Origin of the sequence: Nevskia soli DSM 19509 (assembly GCF_000711955.1) — a bacterium.
GTDB lineage: Bacteria > Pseudomonadota > Gammaproteobacteria > Nevskiales > Nevskiaceae > Nevskia > Nevskia soli.
Map to the genome: position 1 here is coordinate 22,201 of NZ_JONR01000017.1, position 16,093 is coordinate 38,293.

Here is a 16,093-nt window from a genome sequence, read left to right on the forward strand (position 1 = left end):
TCGCTGACAGGGCTAGGCTGGTGAATCCTCTTCGCGCAATGTGTTCTGCACGAGGATGATCATCTTCGCAAGCGCCTCTGCCGAATCCAGTTCAATTGCAGCGCCTTTCTTGAAATGCACCTGGGCGCGGGGTGCGTCTACCGAACGCGGTTCCAGACCCAAAAAAATCGCAGGGTCTTCGCCCAGCCAGCGGCAGATTTTTCCGAAAGTCTCCAAGTCCGGAAGCTTTCCGTTCTCCACCCTCGAAAGGGTAGCGGCACTCACACCAACCTCTTTTGCTGCTTCACGAACACCCATTCCGGCTCGCCTTTCTTGAACACGGCGCGCCAGGTCCTCGACTGCTTTGGAATCCATGTCGTTTCTCTTAAGAGACGATCTGTTTGACAACTGCAACAAGTAGCCCCAGACTGTTGCACACGTAAGACGTACTGTCTCATCTACTGGGGGTTTAGGTCAATTCGAGCGGCTCGGAAGTGATAGGGGGTCCCAGATGTTCATTGCAATGGTTGAGGTTCTGTCCGTTCGTTGGTGGGGTTGTTTCAACCACACCGGCCTGAAAGTCACTTTCGCTGACGGCTCTACCTTGGTATACGCCAACGTGCCGGGCCGGGGCGTAATACGCCAAAGCCTGGCTGAATTCGCCATGGGCCGATCAATGGTCACAGCACATGGCATTTCGGGGCATTCAGCCTTCCAGGTCATCGCCCGTGCCGAACGCGCACTTGGCACACCCTATCGGCTGTTTAATTGGAACTGCGAGCACTTCGTCTCCTGGGCCTTAGGGCGAGAACCCAATAGCCCGCAATTACATGCAGCAGGCGGCGCATTGCTAGCCACTTTGATCCTCGCGCAACTTACCGCGTCCTAGCCGTAACCGCAGTTTTATCCACCCAAAGAGAGGTATTCACAATGTCACGAAACACCAAGCAGACGTCCGGACGGATCGCCACCTTGGCCTCCGAAACCCTCCAAGATCCCTCGGCTTCCCAGATCGCTAGAAGCTTGGCGGCGTCCGCGCTCGCGCAGCGCCATACAAACAAGCAGACCGGAGCCGACATCGAACACGCCGCCGGCCGCGTACTGCACAGCCCCAAGTATTCCGAGGAAACGAAGGAGCTGGCGGCCTCGGTGCTGTCGCAGACCACCAAGGACCGCCGCTAGGCGGGAGGGGGCAGTCATGCCGCTAGATCGGCTGAAAGACGCCAGCACGGAAGTGCTGGCAGTCTTTTCAATATCGGGCAGGCTTCAATTCGCAACCTACGCCACCATTCTTCTGCCTGCGGTGATCATGGTCATGGGGTCGTTGATGTTCCGAACAGACGCCTCGTCGGCGAATCCCATTGTCGCGAGCGTTACGGAGGCAATTGGGCGGTGGGTTCCGTGGGCTGCGCTCGTGGCTTTCATCAAGTTGGCCGTAGGAACCATTGGGCTCTACCAGCGTGAGCGGAGACGACTCTTCCTGCTTTAGCGGGTTCATCGACCGCTATTTGTCGCTTCATGTGAACAGGCTGAATCCCTGGAAGTGTTCATTTCAGTGACGATCCCGGCAAGGTACGTCGCCTCGGACGAACAGGAGAGCTCAGAACAGATCATCACATTAAGACACATCCCGTCATTTTTCTGTATGGCCCATCACCGTCTAAACGTAAACCTCAATGAACTCAATAACCCAATACGCAAAAAGAGAGTTTTATTGTGCTGTGTTGCTCGGAACAGTGCCGTGCGCCCTGACTACGTACTTCTACGGGTTTCAAGAAACACTCAAAGCCTTGATCGCTTCAAATCCGTCCACGGCAGTATTTCTCTGGTCTATATTCCTACTGCTGCTTCCTAAAGGCATTCGATCGTTGCGCATGCGCTACATCGACAACAACCTAACACATCCTGGATTTTTGACGCAGTTCCTGGAAGTCGCCAACGAAGCAAGCACCTCGCTTCTCGGCATATATAGAACTGCTGCCGGCTTCGCGATGATTTTCTTGATTCCGGTCGTTGTCAAGGAGCAGAGCATGCAAAGTTTCGGAATGGCCTGCTACATGATCTTGTTCAGCGCCGGTTGCTTGGTGATGTGCTGCGTATTGTCAGGTTGGAAAAAGTGAAGTCAGAGTTCAGGGGTAGATGAATTGGTTAGGCATACATCGCCGCAACGTACATGGTCAACGGGGCAATCCCACACGTTATCGGGCGCCACTGCGCCATCATTTACGTAAGCGCCTGATGAAGGATGATCGCGACCTGCGTAGAAAAATAGTCGGCACGGGGCTGTAGCTTGGATAGAAATCCATTTAGAGCCACATGAAGTGGTTGAACATCTTATGCGGGAAATTTTTCGTCGTCCCTGATGCTCAAACATTCATTATCTTGTACTAGCATTTGCAGATATGTCCTGCGGCAGAATAATTGTCTCGCACATTCCTCGTGCAAGTCATCAAATTAAAGGCTTCATCGCATGATGAATAGAAAGCTGCAATGGCCACCGCAAATGTCGCTGCGCTGCAGGTATAGCGCAATTTAGGTTCTCCGTAGGTCTCCGAAAAAAACCTTCCGCCTGCCGTGGAAAAGAATTCCCGAAAATTTCTTCCGAGCCAGGTTCTGGGCGCGGACGCGATCACTAAATCGGTAATTCGTTGTATTTGAATATCGCACGCTGTATATAAGTTGAAATCCACATCTGCAGGGCGCATGGCGTCTAAAGCGCGTTGCGCGCAGATCGGCGTGTTCTCGCCGAGGAATCTGCGTATAACCTCGATATACCGGATTGCTATTGGATGTTGTCTATCGGCATCTGAAGCGTATTTCGCTTCATAAGCGTCGTCCACCCACTTTTCCGGTAGCCAATCAAATACGTTGTCTGCTCTGACGATAAACAGGGGAATGTCGTGATCAAAGCACCAGTCACATCCAATGAGTTGATGTGATCTGCGCCAGAATGAGACGCCAGACGCGCGTTGATCCGCTAAACAGGCCTTGCAAAACGCTGCTGTCTTTGGTTTGCCACGCGATTCGTCCACGCAGATGGGATGCGTCTTTCGAGTTCCACGCGGAGCTTCCCAGTCAATGGATCTTAGAAGTTCTATATCTGCATGAGCTACGCGTGCCCATGAATTGACGACTCCACGAATAACAGGAAGATCAGTATGCGTTTGCACGTATTCGGAAATAGGCATCTCACTAGCTGCTGCCAGAAGCACAAACGTTGGATCTTCTGCATTTGCCTTGTTGGCGCTGATAAGGTGCTGCCTCAAATATCGCACCGCTTCGCTATTTGTTCGCAGTCCATTTGCTGCTCGGATTCGACCTAGTTGACCTAATGCAAACTCGTCGCGAAAAGGGCGTGTCAGGATCATCTGAGGTGGGTCCTCAATATCTACGTCAATCTTTGCTGATGCGTCGGGTAAGGATAAAACGCGAGGGCCTGACTTATTGAGGCGGCGGTAAGCGGGAGCCGCGCGAGGCATTCAATCTTTGGTCGGAGATCTGGCACTCGCTGATAAAGCTGACGAAGTGTGATTCGTGCCTCTGGTTTTTCAAGATGAAATGAAAGCGCAGCTTTTCGTATAGCATCGGCCAAGTCGCGGTCACGTCGATCCCAATCTAGATGCGCGTCATTGTGAGCGCGACCGGAAACAAGAGCGCTTTTCTGTATATTGAGCCATGGATGATCATGCCGATACAGCCACATAAAGACCTCGGGGATCAGTAAGCGCACGGCTTTAGCTCCAAGCCCTGGATTTGCGGTGCATACTGCGATCCAGCGCCGGCGAGCTCTGCGCCGCGCCGCTTCAAGCTGTACATCCAGTCGCGCCTGCTTCAGTCCAGGCTCCGAGAGTATTTGACGATTGATCGTCACAATGGATAATCGAAATCGCAGAGCTAACCGATGTACGTCGTCCCCGCGTCTGAGAGCCTCGAGTAATTCAGTTCGGTGGAGAGCGTCGAGCTTTTGGGGGCGTCGCGAAACTTCGAGCCCTTGCAAGGCTGCCCAGTTAAGTGCCGTGTGTGTCGATACATTGAAAGCGTGTGCTGCTTTGGACGCGGAGAGTTTTTTGCTTCGCATCAAATTCACCAGCGCGTCCTGTTTCGAGCGCGGACGGAAAGTCTCAATATCGTTTTGGATCTCGCTGTTTCGTAGGAGCGTGCCCGTGATCTTGTACGGCTCGGCAACCTGGTAGGCCTGCATAAACGCATCCCAGGTTCCAAACAGCCAGAGGATCACCATCAAGTGCCGCAAAGGATGCGTACCCGTGCGCGGCGTTCTAAACAGGCGATTGAAATCGGTTTGAGCTTCGTGTTCTGTTGCCGGCAAGGTGCCCATGTCGGGCAGGTTCCGAAACGGTCTTACAAATGCAACGTACAGTGGCGATGCCACCGCGAGCCTGATTCTGCCGCTATCGGTGACGAGTTCACGATGGGCTAGTGCTCGCACATACGCGTGGAGCAGTTGCTGCGGGTCAAAATGCATCCCATGGGACAGCACTGCATATTTTTGAATGCATTGAGCCAGGCGCTGTGCAGCAGCATGAATTGGGGTATCCGGGTGACTCCCACTAAGCGCCGAGCATGGCGGGAAGAGGTGATCCGCAGAGGGTAGGTGCCACAGAAATCGCTCCACACCATTGATTTTGACGTCTGCAACGAGGAGCGGTACATCGTGCCGTAAGCACATCCAAACGCCGGGATGTTGATGGTCAAGGTGCCAATAAGCTATGGAATGCGCTACCACATCGGCGTCCATACACAGGGGGCAGGCCTTTAATGGATGATGAGCGCGGAACCGGCTCGTGAGCAGACCCAGCTGGAACTTCAGAGAGCCCACTCTCGGGCTGCGCATGGTGGCAATGGCGTCTTGCGCCTGCACCTCCGATCGAAATGGCAGAAAGTACGGCAACAATGTGTGCTCGAGGATAATTTCCTCTGGCTCGCCAAGCGCACCGTGGAAACGCGACGCGATGAGATCTACCCGGCAGGGCAGATCGTGCTGAGACCCAAGTCGATGATGGTCGAATAGTATCTTGCAGGTGTCAGCTGAGCGGAGTGCGCCACTGACCCGGTGGAACCGACTGCATAAGCCGAACAGCGTTTCTCCAGGTAGCCATGAGACTGGCGGGACCGCATTGCGTGGAAAAAGCATGAATCGGTGCGGCGGAGGAGTTTATCTGCAGCTGGCAATGCGCAAATTGTTTGAAATCTCGATGGTCGTCATTGCGGAACCTCCTCCTGGACTGCTTCGCTGTGTCGCTTCACGCCACCATTTTCATCCCCAGCAGCATGGCGTCTTTGTTGACCTGACCAGAGCCATGGGATTTCGCGTACACCATTCTCAGCACCGCGAGTTGCTTTCCGGCAGGAACGCGCTTCTTTCTTGCACGCTCCCAAGCGTGAATGTCCTCAAGAATCTGCTCGCATAAATCCCAATCGATGCGATCCAGCTCAAAGTCAGGTGCACGTTTGCCGACGGCCACATAGATCCAATCAACTCCTAGACTTTCCAGCCGACTAACGTATGCCCAGCCTGGATCGTGTTGCCCGCTTTCATAGTTGATCTGGGACGCCCGGCTAACGCCGATGGCATCCGCAAATCCGGTTAGGTTCATTCCGATCCGCTCCCGCTCGAACCGGAGTCGCCGCCCGAAATCAATAATATCACTCATATGTAGAAATTCTAGTTATTTGTATAAAAATCTAACGGAACGTATATTTTTATTGAAACACGTGCTGTCTTGGAATATATTCGCACGAACTCGTAAAGCAGGGTCGGACGGCGGTATGACCCCCAAGGAAGTCCGAGGTGCATTCTTTGCGCAGGGCGTCTCCATAGCCGCCTGGGCGCGCGAGCGCGGATTCTCTACCTACGACGTGTACGCAGCACTTGCCGGCAGGACGCGCGGGGCTCGCGGAAAAGCCCATGAAATCGCTGTTGCCCTGGGCCTCAAGCCCACACCGGCGCCGCTCGCGGAGGCCCCATTTATCAGGGGAAGCCGATCAGGCCACCTAGATCACACCCACCAGGACGGCGAAAGCCGTGGAGGAGGATCCATGGCTGCGAATTAAGAGGGGAGGGATTTCCGGGGCTGGAAAAGCAGAAGCCCGAGGTCGTTCTAGCGACCGCGGGCTTCAGGGGTTTGTTCTGGTGAGCACCGAGAACAAGACTTGTTTGTATGCTCCTGCACTCGCAATCCGGTGTCAAGTCAGCGGTATCGGACTTCAGCGCGAGTGTGCTTTCCCAATGCCCCTAGATCCGGCCGCATCGTCGCGGTTGGCGGAATCTATGCCAAGGGAGAGCACGCATGGAGACGCAGCAAAAAAGGCTGCACAGGTTGAAGCGATATTGGCAGCGCCAGGCACGTTCTGCCTGGGGCGCGGACTATCAGCCAGCCAATCGAGCCACACGCAACGAAGCACCCAGCAGATCCCGGCCGACGATCCTGTGCAAGAAGAACAAGATTGGCCGGGAGCTGCACGCCATGTCGGGGCAGGAGCTCGCCGGTATCCTGCTCGCAATTTACTTTCCTCAGCTATTCGATCTGAACGAGCAGCGGATCCTCTATCCGTCGGCGATGACGCACCCCTTGTTTGGACATCCCCAGTTTCCGGGGATGCAGCTGCCACCATTCAAAGGGACGCTGGCCGTCGCGGAGGCGTTGGGCTATCTGCAGTGGCACGCCACGGTAAGCTGGCGATCGGAATCCGGAGAGCAGCATGACGCGCCGATGCCGTTTGTCGGGGATCTGCTGCTGTTTCTGGTGGATGGCCGCGGCCCGTATTGCCTGAACTGGTCAATAAAGAAGTCCGCCGAGGATTTCTCCCGGCCGGGTCCGGCTGATCTACCGATCCGGAATCCAGAACGCGCGCAAGCGAAGGCCATAGCCCGCCATGCCATTGAGGTCGGCTACTACAACGACCCGGAAATCCGGACGGTGTCGCTTGCAGGTGACTCGCTCGATCCGCAGATGATCTCGAATCTTCTGCAGTGCTTCTCCTGGCAGGCCCGCAAGTCTTTCGTCTCCGAAACCCTCGAGCGTAAAGCGCTGACGGTTCTTCAGTCATCTGCCAACCATTCTAGCGATACGCCGACTGAAATCGCGCGCCACTTTCTGCTCCGGCACCGTCTATGGCCCGAGATCTTCAACTCGCTGATGTATTCATTGATCTGGTCGCGGCAGCTTCGTGTCGATTTGTTTCAACCCATTTTGCGTGATCGGCCTCTCGTAAGCGAAAGCAGGGATGTACTGTCGGTTCACGGAAATCTGTTTGGGAGGGAAGGCTGATGAACTGCGGAGCTCAGCTTATAGCCCCAGAGGGCTACGCCTCACTACGGCAGGGGGTCACTTACTATCTATTGGGAAATAAGAGTGGGCGTGTACTCCTTGTCGAATTTGTTGAAACACGATGTAAGCGGAAAGCGAACTCCAGAACAAAAATTGAGATCCTGCGGAGAGCAGTGCTGCTGATAATGACGCAGGAGGTTTTCGAGTCCGGCGTCATGGCCAATAGAATCAAGCCGCATGAAAATCAGGTTGCGCGCCCGCCCTGGCTTAGACCATACCAGGGCCGTAATCTCGCGCTGCTCGATGCAAACAAGCTAATGCGAAAGGATGCGGAAAGCGGGAAACGCATCAGTAACGAAGCACGAGTCGAAAAACGTCTTGCTCAAATCGCCCCGGCGCTTGAGATCGAGACAGAAATTCTGTCCGCTGAAAATCCGGAAGCCCACCTCGGCAAGCTTGCCCGCGAAAGCCGTCGCAACGAAACGCGCTTTGTTCTGTGGTTTTTCGTTTATCTCTTATTTGGACGGGACAAATGGTCTCTTCTCGGAGCATGGGCTGAGTGCGGCCGCTGGAGTCGGTTTGAAGATGGGGGCAGAACAAAATGCGGACGTCCTTCCTTGTCTAAAGGAAAGCACTACGGCCACCGCATGACCAGCAATCTCGCTGAGACAAGTATCGCGTCTTACCATATACACAAGAGCCGTGGAAAGCCGATGACACAAATATACTGCGAAAGCATGCTTTCCGAATTCGGTTGTAAATCCAGGGTTGGGCGAAAAAAGTGGAAGGAGTTATATCACCCACAAGGAAGTGAGTTTCCCAGTTTTCGACAATTCGAATGGGCGATTGTGAAGAAGATCGGAAAAAAGCAAATTCAGCTCGATCGCTACGGCCACGAAAGAGTTAGAAACCGTGCGAGTGCCAGTCAGGGCTCTTTTGCGGCAAGCACTTCCAATCTGAATCAGCGGATAGAGATGGATGCCTATCGAACAAATGAGTATCCCCGAGGCCTTAGGGGTGAATGCCTGCCGCCGCTAGTAGTTGTTAAGGGCATGGACACCGTATCAAGCTTGGCGATGGGCATCGGGTTCGGTGCCGACAGTGAGACAGCCGGGGCCTACCGGAACATGTGCTTTTGCGCAGCGGTGGGATGGGAAGAGGTCGCCGGACTATTTGGAATCCGTGTCGAGAGCCATCAAGTGCCGCGGCCGGGTCTGCCCCATCAATCTGTCGCGGATCGCGGAGCAGGCGCCAGCCAGCGTGTCGATCCAAAAGCTCTAATCCGCGAAACCGTGCAATCCGCTTCCGGACAGGGAAAGGCGATTGTCGAGAGTGCGAATCCGCGCAGTGATCACTTTGAAGGGTCGCCAACCTATTTTCAATCCGACAAAAATCCCTTCCAACTTGCAGCCCAGGAGATTGTAAGAGCATTGGCTGAAATGGATTCGAAGGATGTGTCGCACAAATTGACACCGGAAATGCGTACGGCCGGGGTTCGGGGAACTCCGCTTGGCATCGCGCAGTACCTCGAGGAGCGCGGGCGAAGTGACGCAATATCGATATCTTACGACGAAGCGGTCAGAAGATTCCTTGATCCGACCACGCTTGACGTGAAGCTGGATGGCGTCTACCTCCACGGGATTCGATTCGATTCCGAGGCACTTAGGGCCACCAACCTTCTGAATCGGTCAGTAGGACTGAATATCAAGGTGAAGGGATTTATCTATGAGATGGCGGTGCGTCATCTATGGGTGGAAGTGGATGGGAGCATCGTCAAAGTCGAAGCACATTTGAGCATCGCCGATTCTCGGGATCAACTCAACCTATCACTTTGCGATCTTCAGCGGATAGACGAACTCAAGCGCATCGATTCGTCAAATATGCGCGAGCACAAGCGCGCCGTCTTGCTGTATTGGATGGATCTCTACGAACGAACCTTTGGCAAGCGCTTCAATTCACCAGGGGTGCGCGTTGGGCGAGCAAAACCGCGTTCGGTTGAATCACGAAAAGCATCCCGAATCGTCAGAAGGATCGCCAAAGGTCGGTAAGTAATAGTGCAATGAAAAACGCCTGGGTAGATCGTTTCGAACTTCTACGCGACTGCGATTCGGTGCAGCGCAGAGCCTCGTATTTCCCAGAACCTCTACACGGGCTTGAAGCCCTTCGCCCAGCTGCAGCCGCAATCTCTTTACGAGATGCCCTGTCAGAGGTGTTCGTCTGCACTGGACAACATAAGAAAATCCTGACTGATCTGGCGGAGCAGGCGACGCAGTTTTCCGCGCTCCGCTATCCGGATTGCAAAACGTTTATGGACGCCGTACATGCCCCCAGTCTGGAAATCAGTGAGGGCCGCCTGCTTGCCGTATGCCTAACTGGCCTTGCGGGTGTCGGGAAATCGGCGATTCTAAAAGCCCTTGGCCGCCTGATGCCGAAGTCGTCCGAGGTCAAGGCCCATCCCGACTACAGTCCATTCCCGTTGGAAAGCCTGTGGGCAATTACCATCGACACTGCGCAAGGTGAGTTGGCGCTTCTAAAAGCACTTTGTCGTCGTGCCGGAATTCAAATCCCCCCAAGGACCGACACCAGCGAGCTTAAGCAAGCGTTGATACGAAGGGCGCATCGAAACGGCGTGACGATTCTTAGAGTCGATGAGTTTCAGTTCGTCAATCAGGGTGGTTCGGCAAACGCCAAAGTGACCAGATTCCTATTACTGCTTCGCGAGCTTGGCATCATCCTGGTCTACAGCGCGAACTGCAGCCTGCTGCATCGCCTGGGAACTCGGAATAACGAAGATCGGCACCGATTGTTGCAGTCAGTGATTGCACTTCTACCGGAGGAGGCTGCGTCGCCTTGGTGGAAGACCCAGATCGAAGCATTTTGTGCCGTCGCGCCCGATGTCTTTAGGCTTGATCCGATAAAAGATGCCGAGAAATTATGGTTTCTCACGGCAGCGGTACCGCGGCACTTACGCGAGCTCCTGATCGCTGCATATGAGATTGCTCGTAGTGGTGGCCGGACTGTGGTCGAAGTGGGGGACGTACAGCTTGCTTATTCATGTCCGGCATACAGTATGTTCCGGCTCGATACTGAAGCCATTCATGCACAGAACATGACGGGTGAAATGGTGCGTAAGGATCTTTGGGTCCCACCACAGTATCTTGAATCTAAATCGACTGCGTCAAAAGCAATGCTTGAGAAGGCGCACCATGAAGCTGACGCAACGACGTATTTGTTTGAAGCACTTACTGTACGAGAAAGACAGGCGCTCGGAGATGTTTCGAGGGCAGTTGCAATAGATCAGCGCCCCGCCGAGCAACGGGTAACTCCAATGCGGAAGAAGAAAAATCCTCGTACCGCTGCCTCACTAGCGCAGGGCGATCAGCTGTTTCGGAAGGAATGTCTGTGAGTCTGCGCGAAGAGAGCACGATGCTCGCCATGCGAAACCAGATCCGGCTCGGGATGGTGGTTTTCAAACTGGAAATGACGCTGCGTTAACAGGCCCAGCAAGCGCTGCACGGGAGAGATCTGCTGCTGATTGAATGCCGGTCCGCCTCATTTGTCTATAGACAATGGAAAAACGAATATTCATTCATGAATATCTCCAACTTCCTCTCGTGATGGACGAATCAAGCGGCCTGAGCGGCCATGCCATTGGATGCCTCTATCGATCAGGTAACAGCCAAGGGCTGCCAGGAGCAGGCTGTAGGCACAGGCTGATATTCGGATAGATTCGTTTGCAAAAGGAAGATGGGCAAAGAATACCGTGAAGAAAATGGACAAAATGAGCACTGCAGAGCCCAGGCGGACGCTGTCAGGCTGTGTGAGTCGGCGCCTGCCAAGCTTCACTAGGTGCGCTGTATTCGGCGCCTCATCCTCGGCAAGCAATTTATCGAGGGCCGACCATGTTTCTGATCTGGTACCCCAGCGACGATCTTTCATGCGATCACTCCTGCGTTCTCCCGAAGTATCGTGTTGGCGCGTTGAGTTCGCAAGGAGCGTTGTTTCGCAGTAGCACAAATTGGGTTGCAGAAGAGGCCTTTGAGCTGGAAACGATGTGCGGTGAGATCACATGAATGTACTTTTTATATGCAGTCTGCACCGTCTTCGCAGTCCGACCGCTGCGCAGGTATTTGGCGCTTACCCGGGCATACAGGCCGAATCGGCCGGTCTCGACCCAACTGCGGATCGCCCCGCGACTACGCAGCTGGTGGAGTGGGCAGACACGATATTTGTAATGGAGTGGCGTCACCAGGAGAAGCTATTGGCGCTATTCAGCGGTCATCTCGAAGGTAAGAAAGTCATTTGCCTGAACATACCTGACAAGTTTGACTACATGCAGCCTTCACTTGTGCGACAGCTAAAGAGAAAAGTGGGTAAACACATGCTATTAACATCATCGAGTGGCCGCCATGGCCGTTGATCTGCCGAAGCCTTCCCTCGAGCTCACTATCGGTTCTGCACAGCTGCAGGGCTCGCGCTTTAGGCAAGAGGACGCATTTATCACCCAATGGGTGTACGAAGATTTGATTGTGTTAGTCGCCGATGGCCTGGGTGGTCACACGGCAGGCGACGAGGCCAGTCGAATTGGAATCAATATCGCCTCCGCAAGCCTTGCGTCGTGGCTAAAGGGTCGAGACCATAAGTCTGTAGAGGCTCGTAGAATTCTGAAAAAAGCCGTTGACGCTGGCACGGCCCTCCGTAATGCTTTTATTGAGACACACGAAAGCCTTCTCGCCCTTCGACCGCTCTCGGGCCGCCGCGGAAGCAACGAACCCGCGACGACTTTAGTCGGAGGTGTATTTTTGATCGATCAAAGGCAGTTCGTCGCGGCCAGCGTTGGCGACAGTTCCCTCTACCTCTTGCGAGAGGGCGCTCTGCGTCGCCTATTCCGTCCAGAACGAGGTGGTGGTATCGACTTCGCCGCAGGATCTTCAATTGGCGCTAGGGGACGCGGAATTTACTTACTCGAACCGCCGTTGGACTTAATGCCAGAGGATCGGCTTTTGCTAGCTACAGATGGTCTGGACGTCCTCGATGAGCATGAAATCGGTCGTTGCCTCAATGCCGGATCTCCACGCGAGACGTGCGAAGCTCTCATTAAGTCTGTGATTGAATTGATGGATGACGAGCAGGATAACTGCACAATCGTAGTTGTGTATGCAACGGAGTGGAGCGTGGTCCAGCATTCGAATGGAGATTTTGGAGAGGTTCGAACTATCAGCGCACGTGCAAAAAGCTGCCAACGTTCTACCATAACCACGCCAGTGCCGGGCAAATAGCGGTAGCTGAGAAAGCATAAATCCCGTGGGTTAGTCAGGTACACGGGATCGAACAGCACCGCGTTCTCCCCTGAACAGCGTGCCGAGCGTGTCAGCAGCCCCGGATACCGCCTACTTTGGAGCTCTCGTCCCACCTGGTGGCAAAACATGTACGAGTTGGGATTGGCGAGGTCCGGCGCTTCGTGCGGCTTGAGCCGCAGATCGATCAGCCACGCGTCGTAGGCGACCAGGTAGATCTTGCGCTCTCCGATGATGGGCTGCCGCGCGGGCTTGAAGCCGACTTCTTCAACGTGTCGCCGGCGGAAGTGATAGACCGTCTCGTGGATCGTGGGTCCAGGTCTCCGCCTACGCCGATGACCGCCTTGGTAGAGGGCGCTTTGGCCGGCGTCACACACCCTGTATGATATTAGATGCAAGCCGCCGACCCGGCTTGGTTGAGGGTATGAGAATATGAAGCGCGTCTTTGAAATTGAGGTGCCCATGCGATCTTGATCCCAATCTGGAGTCAGATCGCCATGAGCCGCACCAAACACCACCGCCATCAGCGGCAGTGCAAGAGCCGAGTTGAATACTGGAGTCGCCGCAAAGGTACTAAGAAGGCGGGTGGGTTCCCCGGTCGGTTTGCAAAGACCATCACGCACCGACTGGAGCGACGATGGCCAGAAAAAAAGTGAGAACTCGACGCGGAACTAAGTTAGATCGGGTGTCGCAGCTTCCAATCAAAGGGATTACGGACGCGGCAACCACGCGGATACGTATGCAGCATGCTGGTTCGAGGCCCTTTCCTCAAATCAGAAGTGGTCACTAATGAACGACAGCTCCATTGGCCCCAACGGACCCCGAGTACAGGTATATGCCTTCTCTCACTACACGGGATTGCAATCCTGACACGCCCATGATTACGCGCTCGATGGCTCAACGATTGCGGCAGACTACCCTAAAGCGGTCGGTCACCACTGGCCGGCACGGGCCGATCGGCGTCACTCCCCGACCGCTTTACGGCCCGCGCCATGGGAGATAACCATCCGGCAGGGCTTCAGTCGGGGGCTGGTCACCGTAGTTCGGGCGGATGGCGCCGCTATCTAGGTATTGCTGATTGGCTTTCTTGGCGCTCACCATGAAGACGGCGTAGTAGTCCCGGCCCAATTTCAGATCTTGCCCTTGATTGGAGCCGGGCAGGCCGCGGATCCACTCGCCGTTCTTGCGCAGGTAGAGCTTGCCGTTGTCCAGATCGGCAGCAATGCCAAAGAGAATCCGCTGCTTGCCGATATCCTCAGCGCTGATGTTCTCCATGGTGCCTGTGAGGTTGCTCTTGTCGGAGAGTCCAACGGCGAAGGTGGTGGGGCTGATCTGCGCAATCATCGCGGGGTCGATGGTCACCTCGAAGTACCACTTACCGGAGGCATGTGTGGTGGGTGGCTTACGGTCGAAGGCCTCCTTGTACGGATCGCGTTCGCCGGCAGGCGGCGCCTGTATCTTCTCGAGGGTGGCGATACGGGAGCGGGTGATGTCGACGACGCATATGGTTTTCGTCTGGTCGGCGAGGATGCCATTGAGCCAGGCATCGCGGTCAGAAGCGGGGTCTAGGTGGCATACTTCGTCGCGTTGCTTAATCCAGTCACGCTCGTCGTGCTTCAGCGATTCCTTCGCCTGCGCCGGGCTCGAGGACATCAGCTGACTATAGATAGCGTTGAGCCGGCCGTCCGAGGACTTCAACTCCTCGGCAAAGCAGGCGCGCACTTCGGCGGGAGAACTGCCAGAACTACAATCCGCCCCGAAGCACGGCATTGCCGTGGCAATAAGTACAGCCCCCAGCCCGGCCAGGATATTGATCTTCATGCGGTCCCCAAGCGATCAGACGAAGTATCTACGTCGAGATAGCCTACCCGAAAGCCGACGGTCGCTGATGACTGCTTCGGGCCGACGGAAGCTGATCAAGCATGCCCCGGGCCTCAATCTTTGTTAACCCACAAATTCGAGGGTTGAGGGATGACGCCTTCGTATCCGGGCGAGTCCGATAAATATCATCGGGACCAGAGTAAAAAAGCCGATGGCCCCTCCCCCCGAGCTTCCGGAAGACGAACTGCCGCCGGAAGATGATGAGCTGCTGCTTGATGAAGTGGAAGTCAGGCGAAAGACCATGCCAAAATTTTTGGTGCCGCCTCCGGCGCCTGTTCCGTAGAAGTTTCCATCCTTGCCTTGAATCAATCCCGACAGAGGCGAGGCTTTGAAATTCGATAGGACCGTTTCAGTGCCATCCGGGGTCAGTTCAAACACTAAGCCACCGTTATAGGTGGTGGCCCCATAGAAATTTCCGTCGTTGCCCTGTACCAGCGGCGCCTGAGGATTGGCGTCATTCGCGCCCGATCCACCGAACGAATAGAGCACGGATTCAACGCCGGCCGGAGTCACTTTGAATACTATGCCTCCACCCTTGCCATCGTTGATCGAAGCATTCGCTCCCCCGTATTGAGCGGTTCCATAGAAATTGCCATCGTTACCTTGAACCAGGCCCGCGAAAGGTTGCGCGCCATCCGCATTCCGATCTCCAAATGAATACAGTACGGTTTCTACACCCGACGGTGTGACTTTAAAGACGGTGCCATTGTCATGAGCGCCCCCATATTGAGTTGTTCCGTAGAAATTTCCATCGCTGCCGAGGATTAGTGTTCCAATAGGGGTCCGACCATCCACGCTTGAACTACCGAAGGAATACAGAACGGTTTCTGTTCCGTCCGCCGTAATCTTGAATATGGTGCCGTCGCCAAAATCGCCCTCTGGATCTCGGTTGTTTTTCCCGCCGTAGTTGGTGGTTCCATAGAAATTGCCGTCACGCCCCTGAACGAGTGCGGCTTGAGGAGTGTTCCCATCCGTCAAGTCCTGCGGGTTGAAGAAGTGCAATAGCGTTTCGATGCCGTCCGGAGTGACTTTGAATACCGCCCCGCCGGTGCCATGCGTTCCGCCGGTGGCCGTACCGTAAAAATTGCCGTCACTTGCTTGAATCACGCTTGAATAGGGATAAGCGCCATCGTTATTGGCAGCGTTACTTCCAAAGGAGTACAGCACGGTTTCAACGCCGGCGGGGGTAAGCTTGAAAACCGTGCCGGCGCGGCCAGTTCCGCCACCGACAGTTGTCCCATAGAAATTTCCGTCACTACCTTGAATAAGCGCTGCCTCCGGGCCTGTGCCATCCGAAGTCGTCGCGCCAAAGGAATATAAAGTGGACTCAACGGTAGGGCTTGCCTGAGCAGAAAGACAGATCAAAAAAGCTGATATCGACACTGCTGCTGATTTGGTGGTTCTGCGAGTCACTTGCTGTATTCCTTTTTTTTGTCAGAACTCTGAGTACCATCAATCTATCACACAGATAGGGCAGTCATTTGCTGGCGGATCGGCGGTTTAACTCTCCTCTATTTGGGGGGAGCCTAGGCAGGGTTCTGCGAAGGCGCTTTCCAATCAGAGCAGATGTTCACAGAGTCATTTGGCGATTTATTTTGTCATGTCGATTTGAATATAAATATTCAATGATATCAATCGAGTGAATTT

The 16,093-nt window shown here is 54.6% G+C and carries 15 protein-coding genes and 1 pseudogene; 8 read left to right on the forward strand and 8 right to left on the reverse strand.

Going from position 1 to position 16,093, the window contains the following annotated elements:
- Positions 1–12: 12 nt before the first annotated feature.
- Positions 13–354, reverse strand: coding sequence for a helix-turn-helix domain-containing protein (locus BP26_RS0110000; protein WP_029920441.1), 342 nt, complete (start codon positions 352–354; stop codon positions 13–15).
- A 136-nt stretch (positions 355–490) separates the two neighbouring features.
- Here BP26_RS0110000 and BP26_RS28405 point away from each other — a divergent pair, with 136 nt between their 5' ends.
- From BP26_RS28405 to BP26_RS29400, 3 genes are all read left to right on the forward strand, one after another.
- Positions 491–868 (forward strand): lecithin retinol acyltransferase family protein, encoded by a 378-nt coding sequence (locus tag BP26_RS28405; RefSeq protein ID WP_084182970.1) that lies wholly within the window; start codon positions 491–493, stop codon positions 866–868.
- A gap of 41 nt (positions 869–909) precedes the next feature.
- Complete coding sequence (locus BP26_RS0110005; RefSeq protein WP_029920442.1) at positions 910–1,161, forward strand: hypothetical protein; 252 nt, start codon at positions 910–912, stop codon at positions 1,159–1,161.
- Between the two features lie 494 nt (positions 1,162–1,655).
- Positions 1,656–2,099, forward strand: a complete 444-nt coding sequence (locus tag BP26_RS29400; RefSeq protein WP_157572454.1) for a hypothetical protein — start codon at positions 1,656–1,658, stop codon at positions 2,097–2,099.
- A 267-nt stretch (positions 2,100–2,366) separates the two neighbouring features.
- Here BP26_RS29400 and BP26_RS28410 read toward each other — a convergent pair whose 3' ends face one another.
- The 3 genes from BP26_RS28410 to BP26_RS27505 form a co-directional block, all read right to left on the reverse strand.
- Entirely contained in the window at positions 2,367–3,347 is a 981-nt protein-coding gene (locus BP26_RS28410) for a TniQ family protein (RefSeq protein ID WP_169740678.1), read from the reverse strand.
- A 20-nt stretch (positions 3,348–3,367) separates the two neighbouring features.
- Complete coding sequence (locus BP26_RS31075; RefSeq protein WP_084182972.1) at positions 3,368–5,131, reverse strand: TnsD family Tn7-like transposition protein; 1,764 nt, start codon at positions 5,129–5,131, stop codon at positions 3,368–3,370.
- A 109-nt stretch (positions 5,132–5,240) separates the two neighbouring features.
- Entirely contained in the window at positions 5,241–5,651 is a 411-nt protein-coding gene (locus BP26_RS27505; protein ID WP_051748800.1) for a helix-turn-helix domain-containing protein, read from the reverse strand.
- Between the two features lie 115 nt (positions 5,652–5,766).
- Between BP26_RS27505 and BP26_RS31080 the strand changes: the two genes are divergently transcribed.
- The 4 genes from BP26_RS31080 (at position 5,767) to BP26_RS0110040 (ending at position 10,674) form a co-directional block, all read left to right on the forward strand.
- Positions 5,767–6,051 (forward strand): DNA-binding protein, encoded by a 285-nt coding sequence (locus BP26_RS31080; protein ID WP_084182973.1) that lies wholly within the window; start codon positions 5,767–5,769, stop codon positions 6,049–6,051.
- A 236-nt stretch (positions 6,052–6,287) separates the two neighbouring features.
- On the forward strand, positions 6,288–7,268 hold the full coding sequence (locus BP26_RS0110030; protein WP_029920447.1) for a PDDEXK family nuclease: 981 nt from the start codon (positions 6,288–6,290) through the stop codon (positions 7,266–7,268).
- A 173-nt stretch (positions 7,269–7,441) separates the two neighbouring features.
- The gene (locus tag BP26_RS29405) at positions 7,442–9,316 is read left to right on the forward strand and encodes a hypothetical protein (protein ID WP_157572455.1); all 1,875 of its coding nucleotides are present in this window, start codon (positions 7,442–7,444) and stop codon (positions 9,314–9,316) included.
- Positions 9,317–9,327: 11 nt separating this feature from the next.
- Positions 9,328–10,674: an AAA family ATPase gene (locus BP26_RS0110040; RefSeq protein WP_157572456.1), complete on the forward strand. Its 1,347-nt coding sequence runs from the start codon at positions 9,328–9,330 to the stop codon at positions 10,672–10,674.
- Positions 10,675–10,853: 179 nt separating this feature from the next.
- On the opposite strand, the gene BP26_RS29410 is transcribed toward BP26_RS0110040, so the two are convergent.
- Complete coding sequence (locus BP26_RS29410) at positions 10,854–11,207, reverse strand: hypothetical protein (protein WP_157572457.1); 354 nt, start codon at positions 11,205–11,207, stop codon at positions 10,854–10,856.
- 470 nt (positions 11,208–11,677) lie between these two features.
- Here BP26_RS29410 and BP26_RS28430 point away from each other — a divergent pair, with 470 nt between their 5' ends.
- A complete protein-coding gene (locus tag BP26_RS28430) occupies positions 11,678–12,547 on the forward strand; it encodes a PP2C family protein-serine/threonine phosphatase (RefSeq protein ID WP_157572458.1) in 870 nt (289 codons plus the stop codon).
- A gap of 35 nt (positions 12,548–12,582) precedes the next feature.
- Here BP26_RS28430 and BP26_RS31085 read toward each other — a convergent pair.
- From BP26_RS31085 to BP26_RS28440, 3 genes and pseudogenes are all read right to left on the reverse strand, one after another.
- Positions 12,583–13,089, reverse strand: a pseudogene (locus BP26_RS31085) (RES family NAD+ phosphorylase); the annotation flags it as partial.
- A gap of 454 nt (positions 13,090–13,543) precedes the next feature.
- Complete coding sequence (locus BP26_RS0110060; protein ID WP_029920452.1) at positions 13,544–14,386, reverse strand: lysozyme inhibitor LprI family protein; 843 nt, start codon at positions 14,384–14,386, stop codon at positions 13,544–13,546.
- A gap of 123 nt (positions 14,387–14,509) precedes the next feature.
- Positions 14,510–15,859: a choice-of-anchor tandem repeat GloVer-containing protein gene (locus BP26_RS28440; RefSeq protein WP_157572459.1), complete on the reverse strand. Its 1,350-nt coding sequence runs from the start codon at positions 15,857–15,859 to the stop codon at positions 14,510–14,512.
- Positions 15,860–16,093 lie beyond the last annotated feature (234 nt).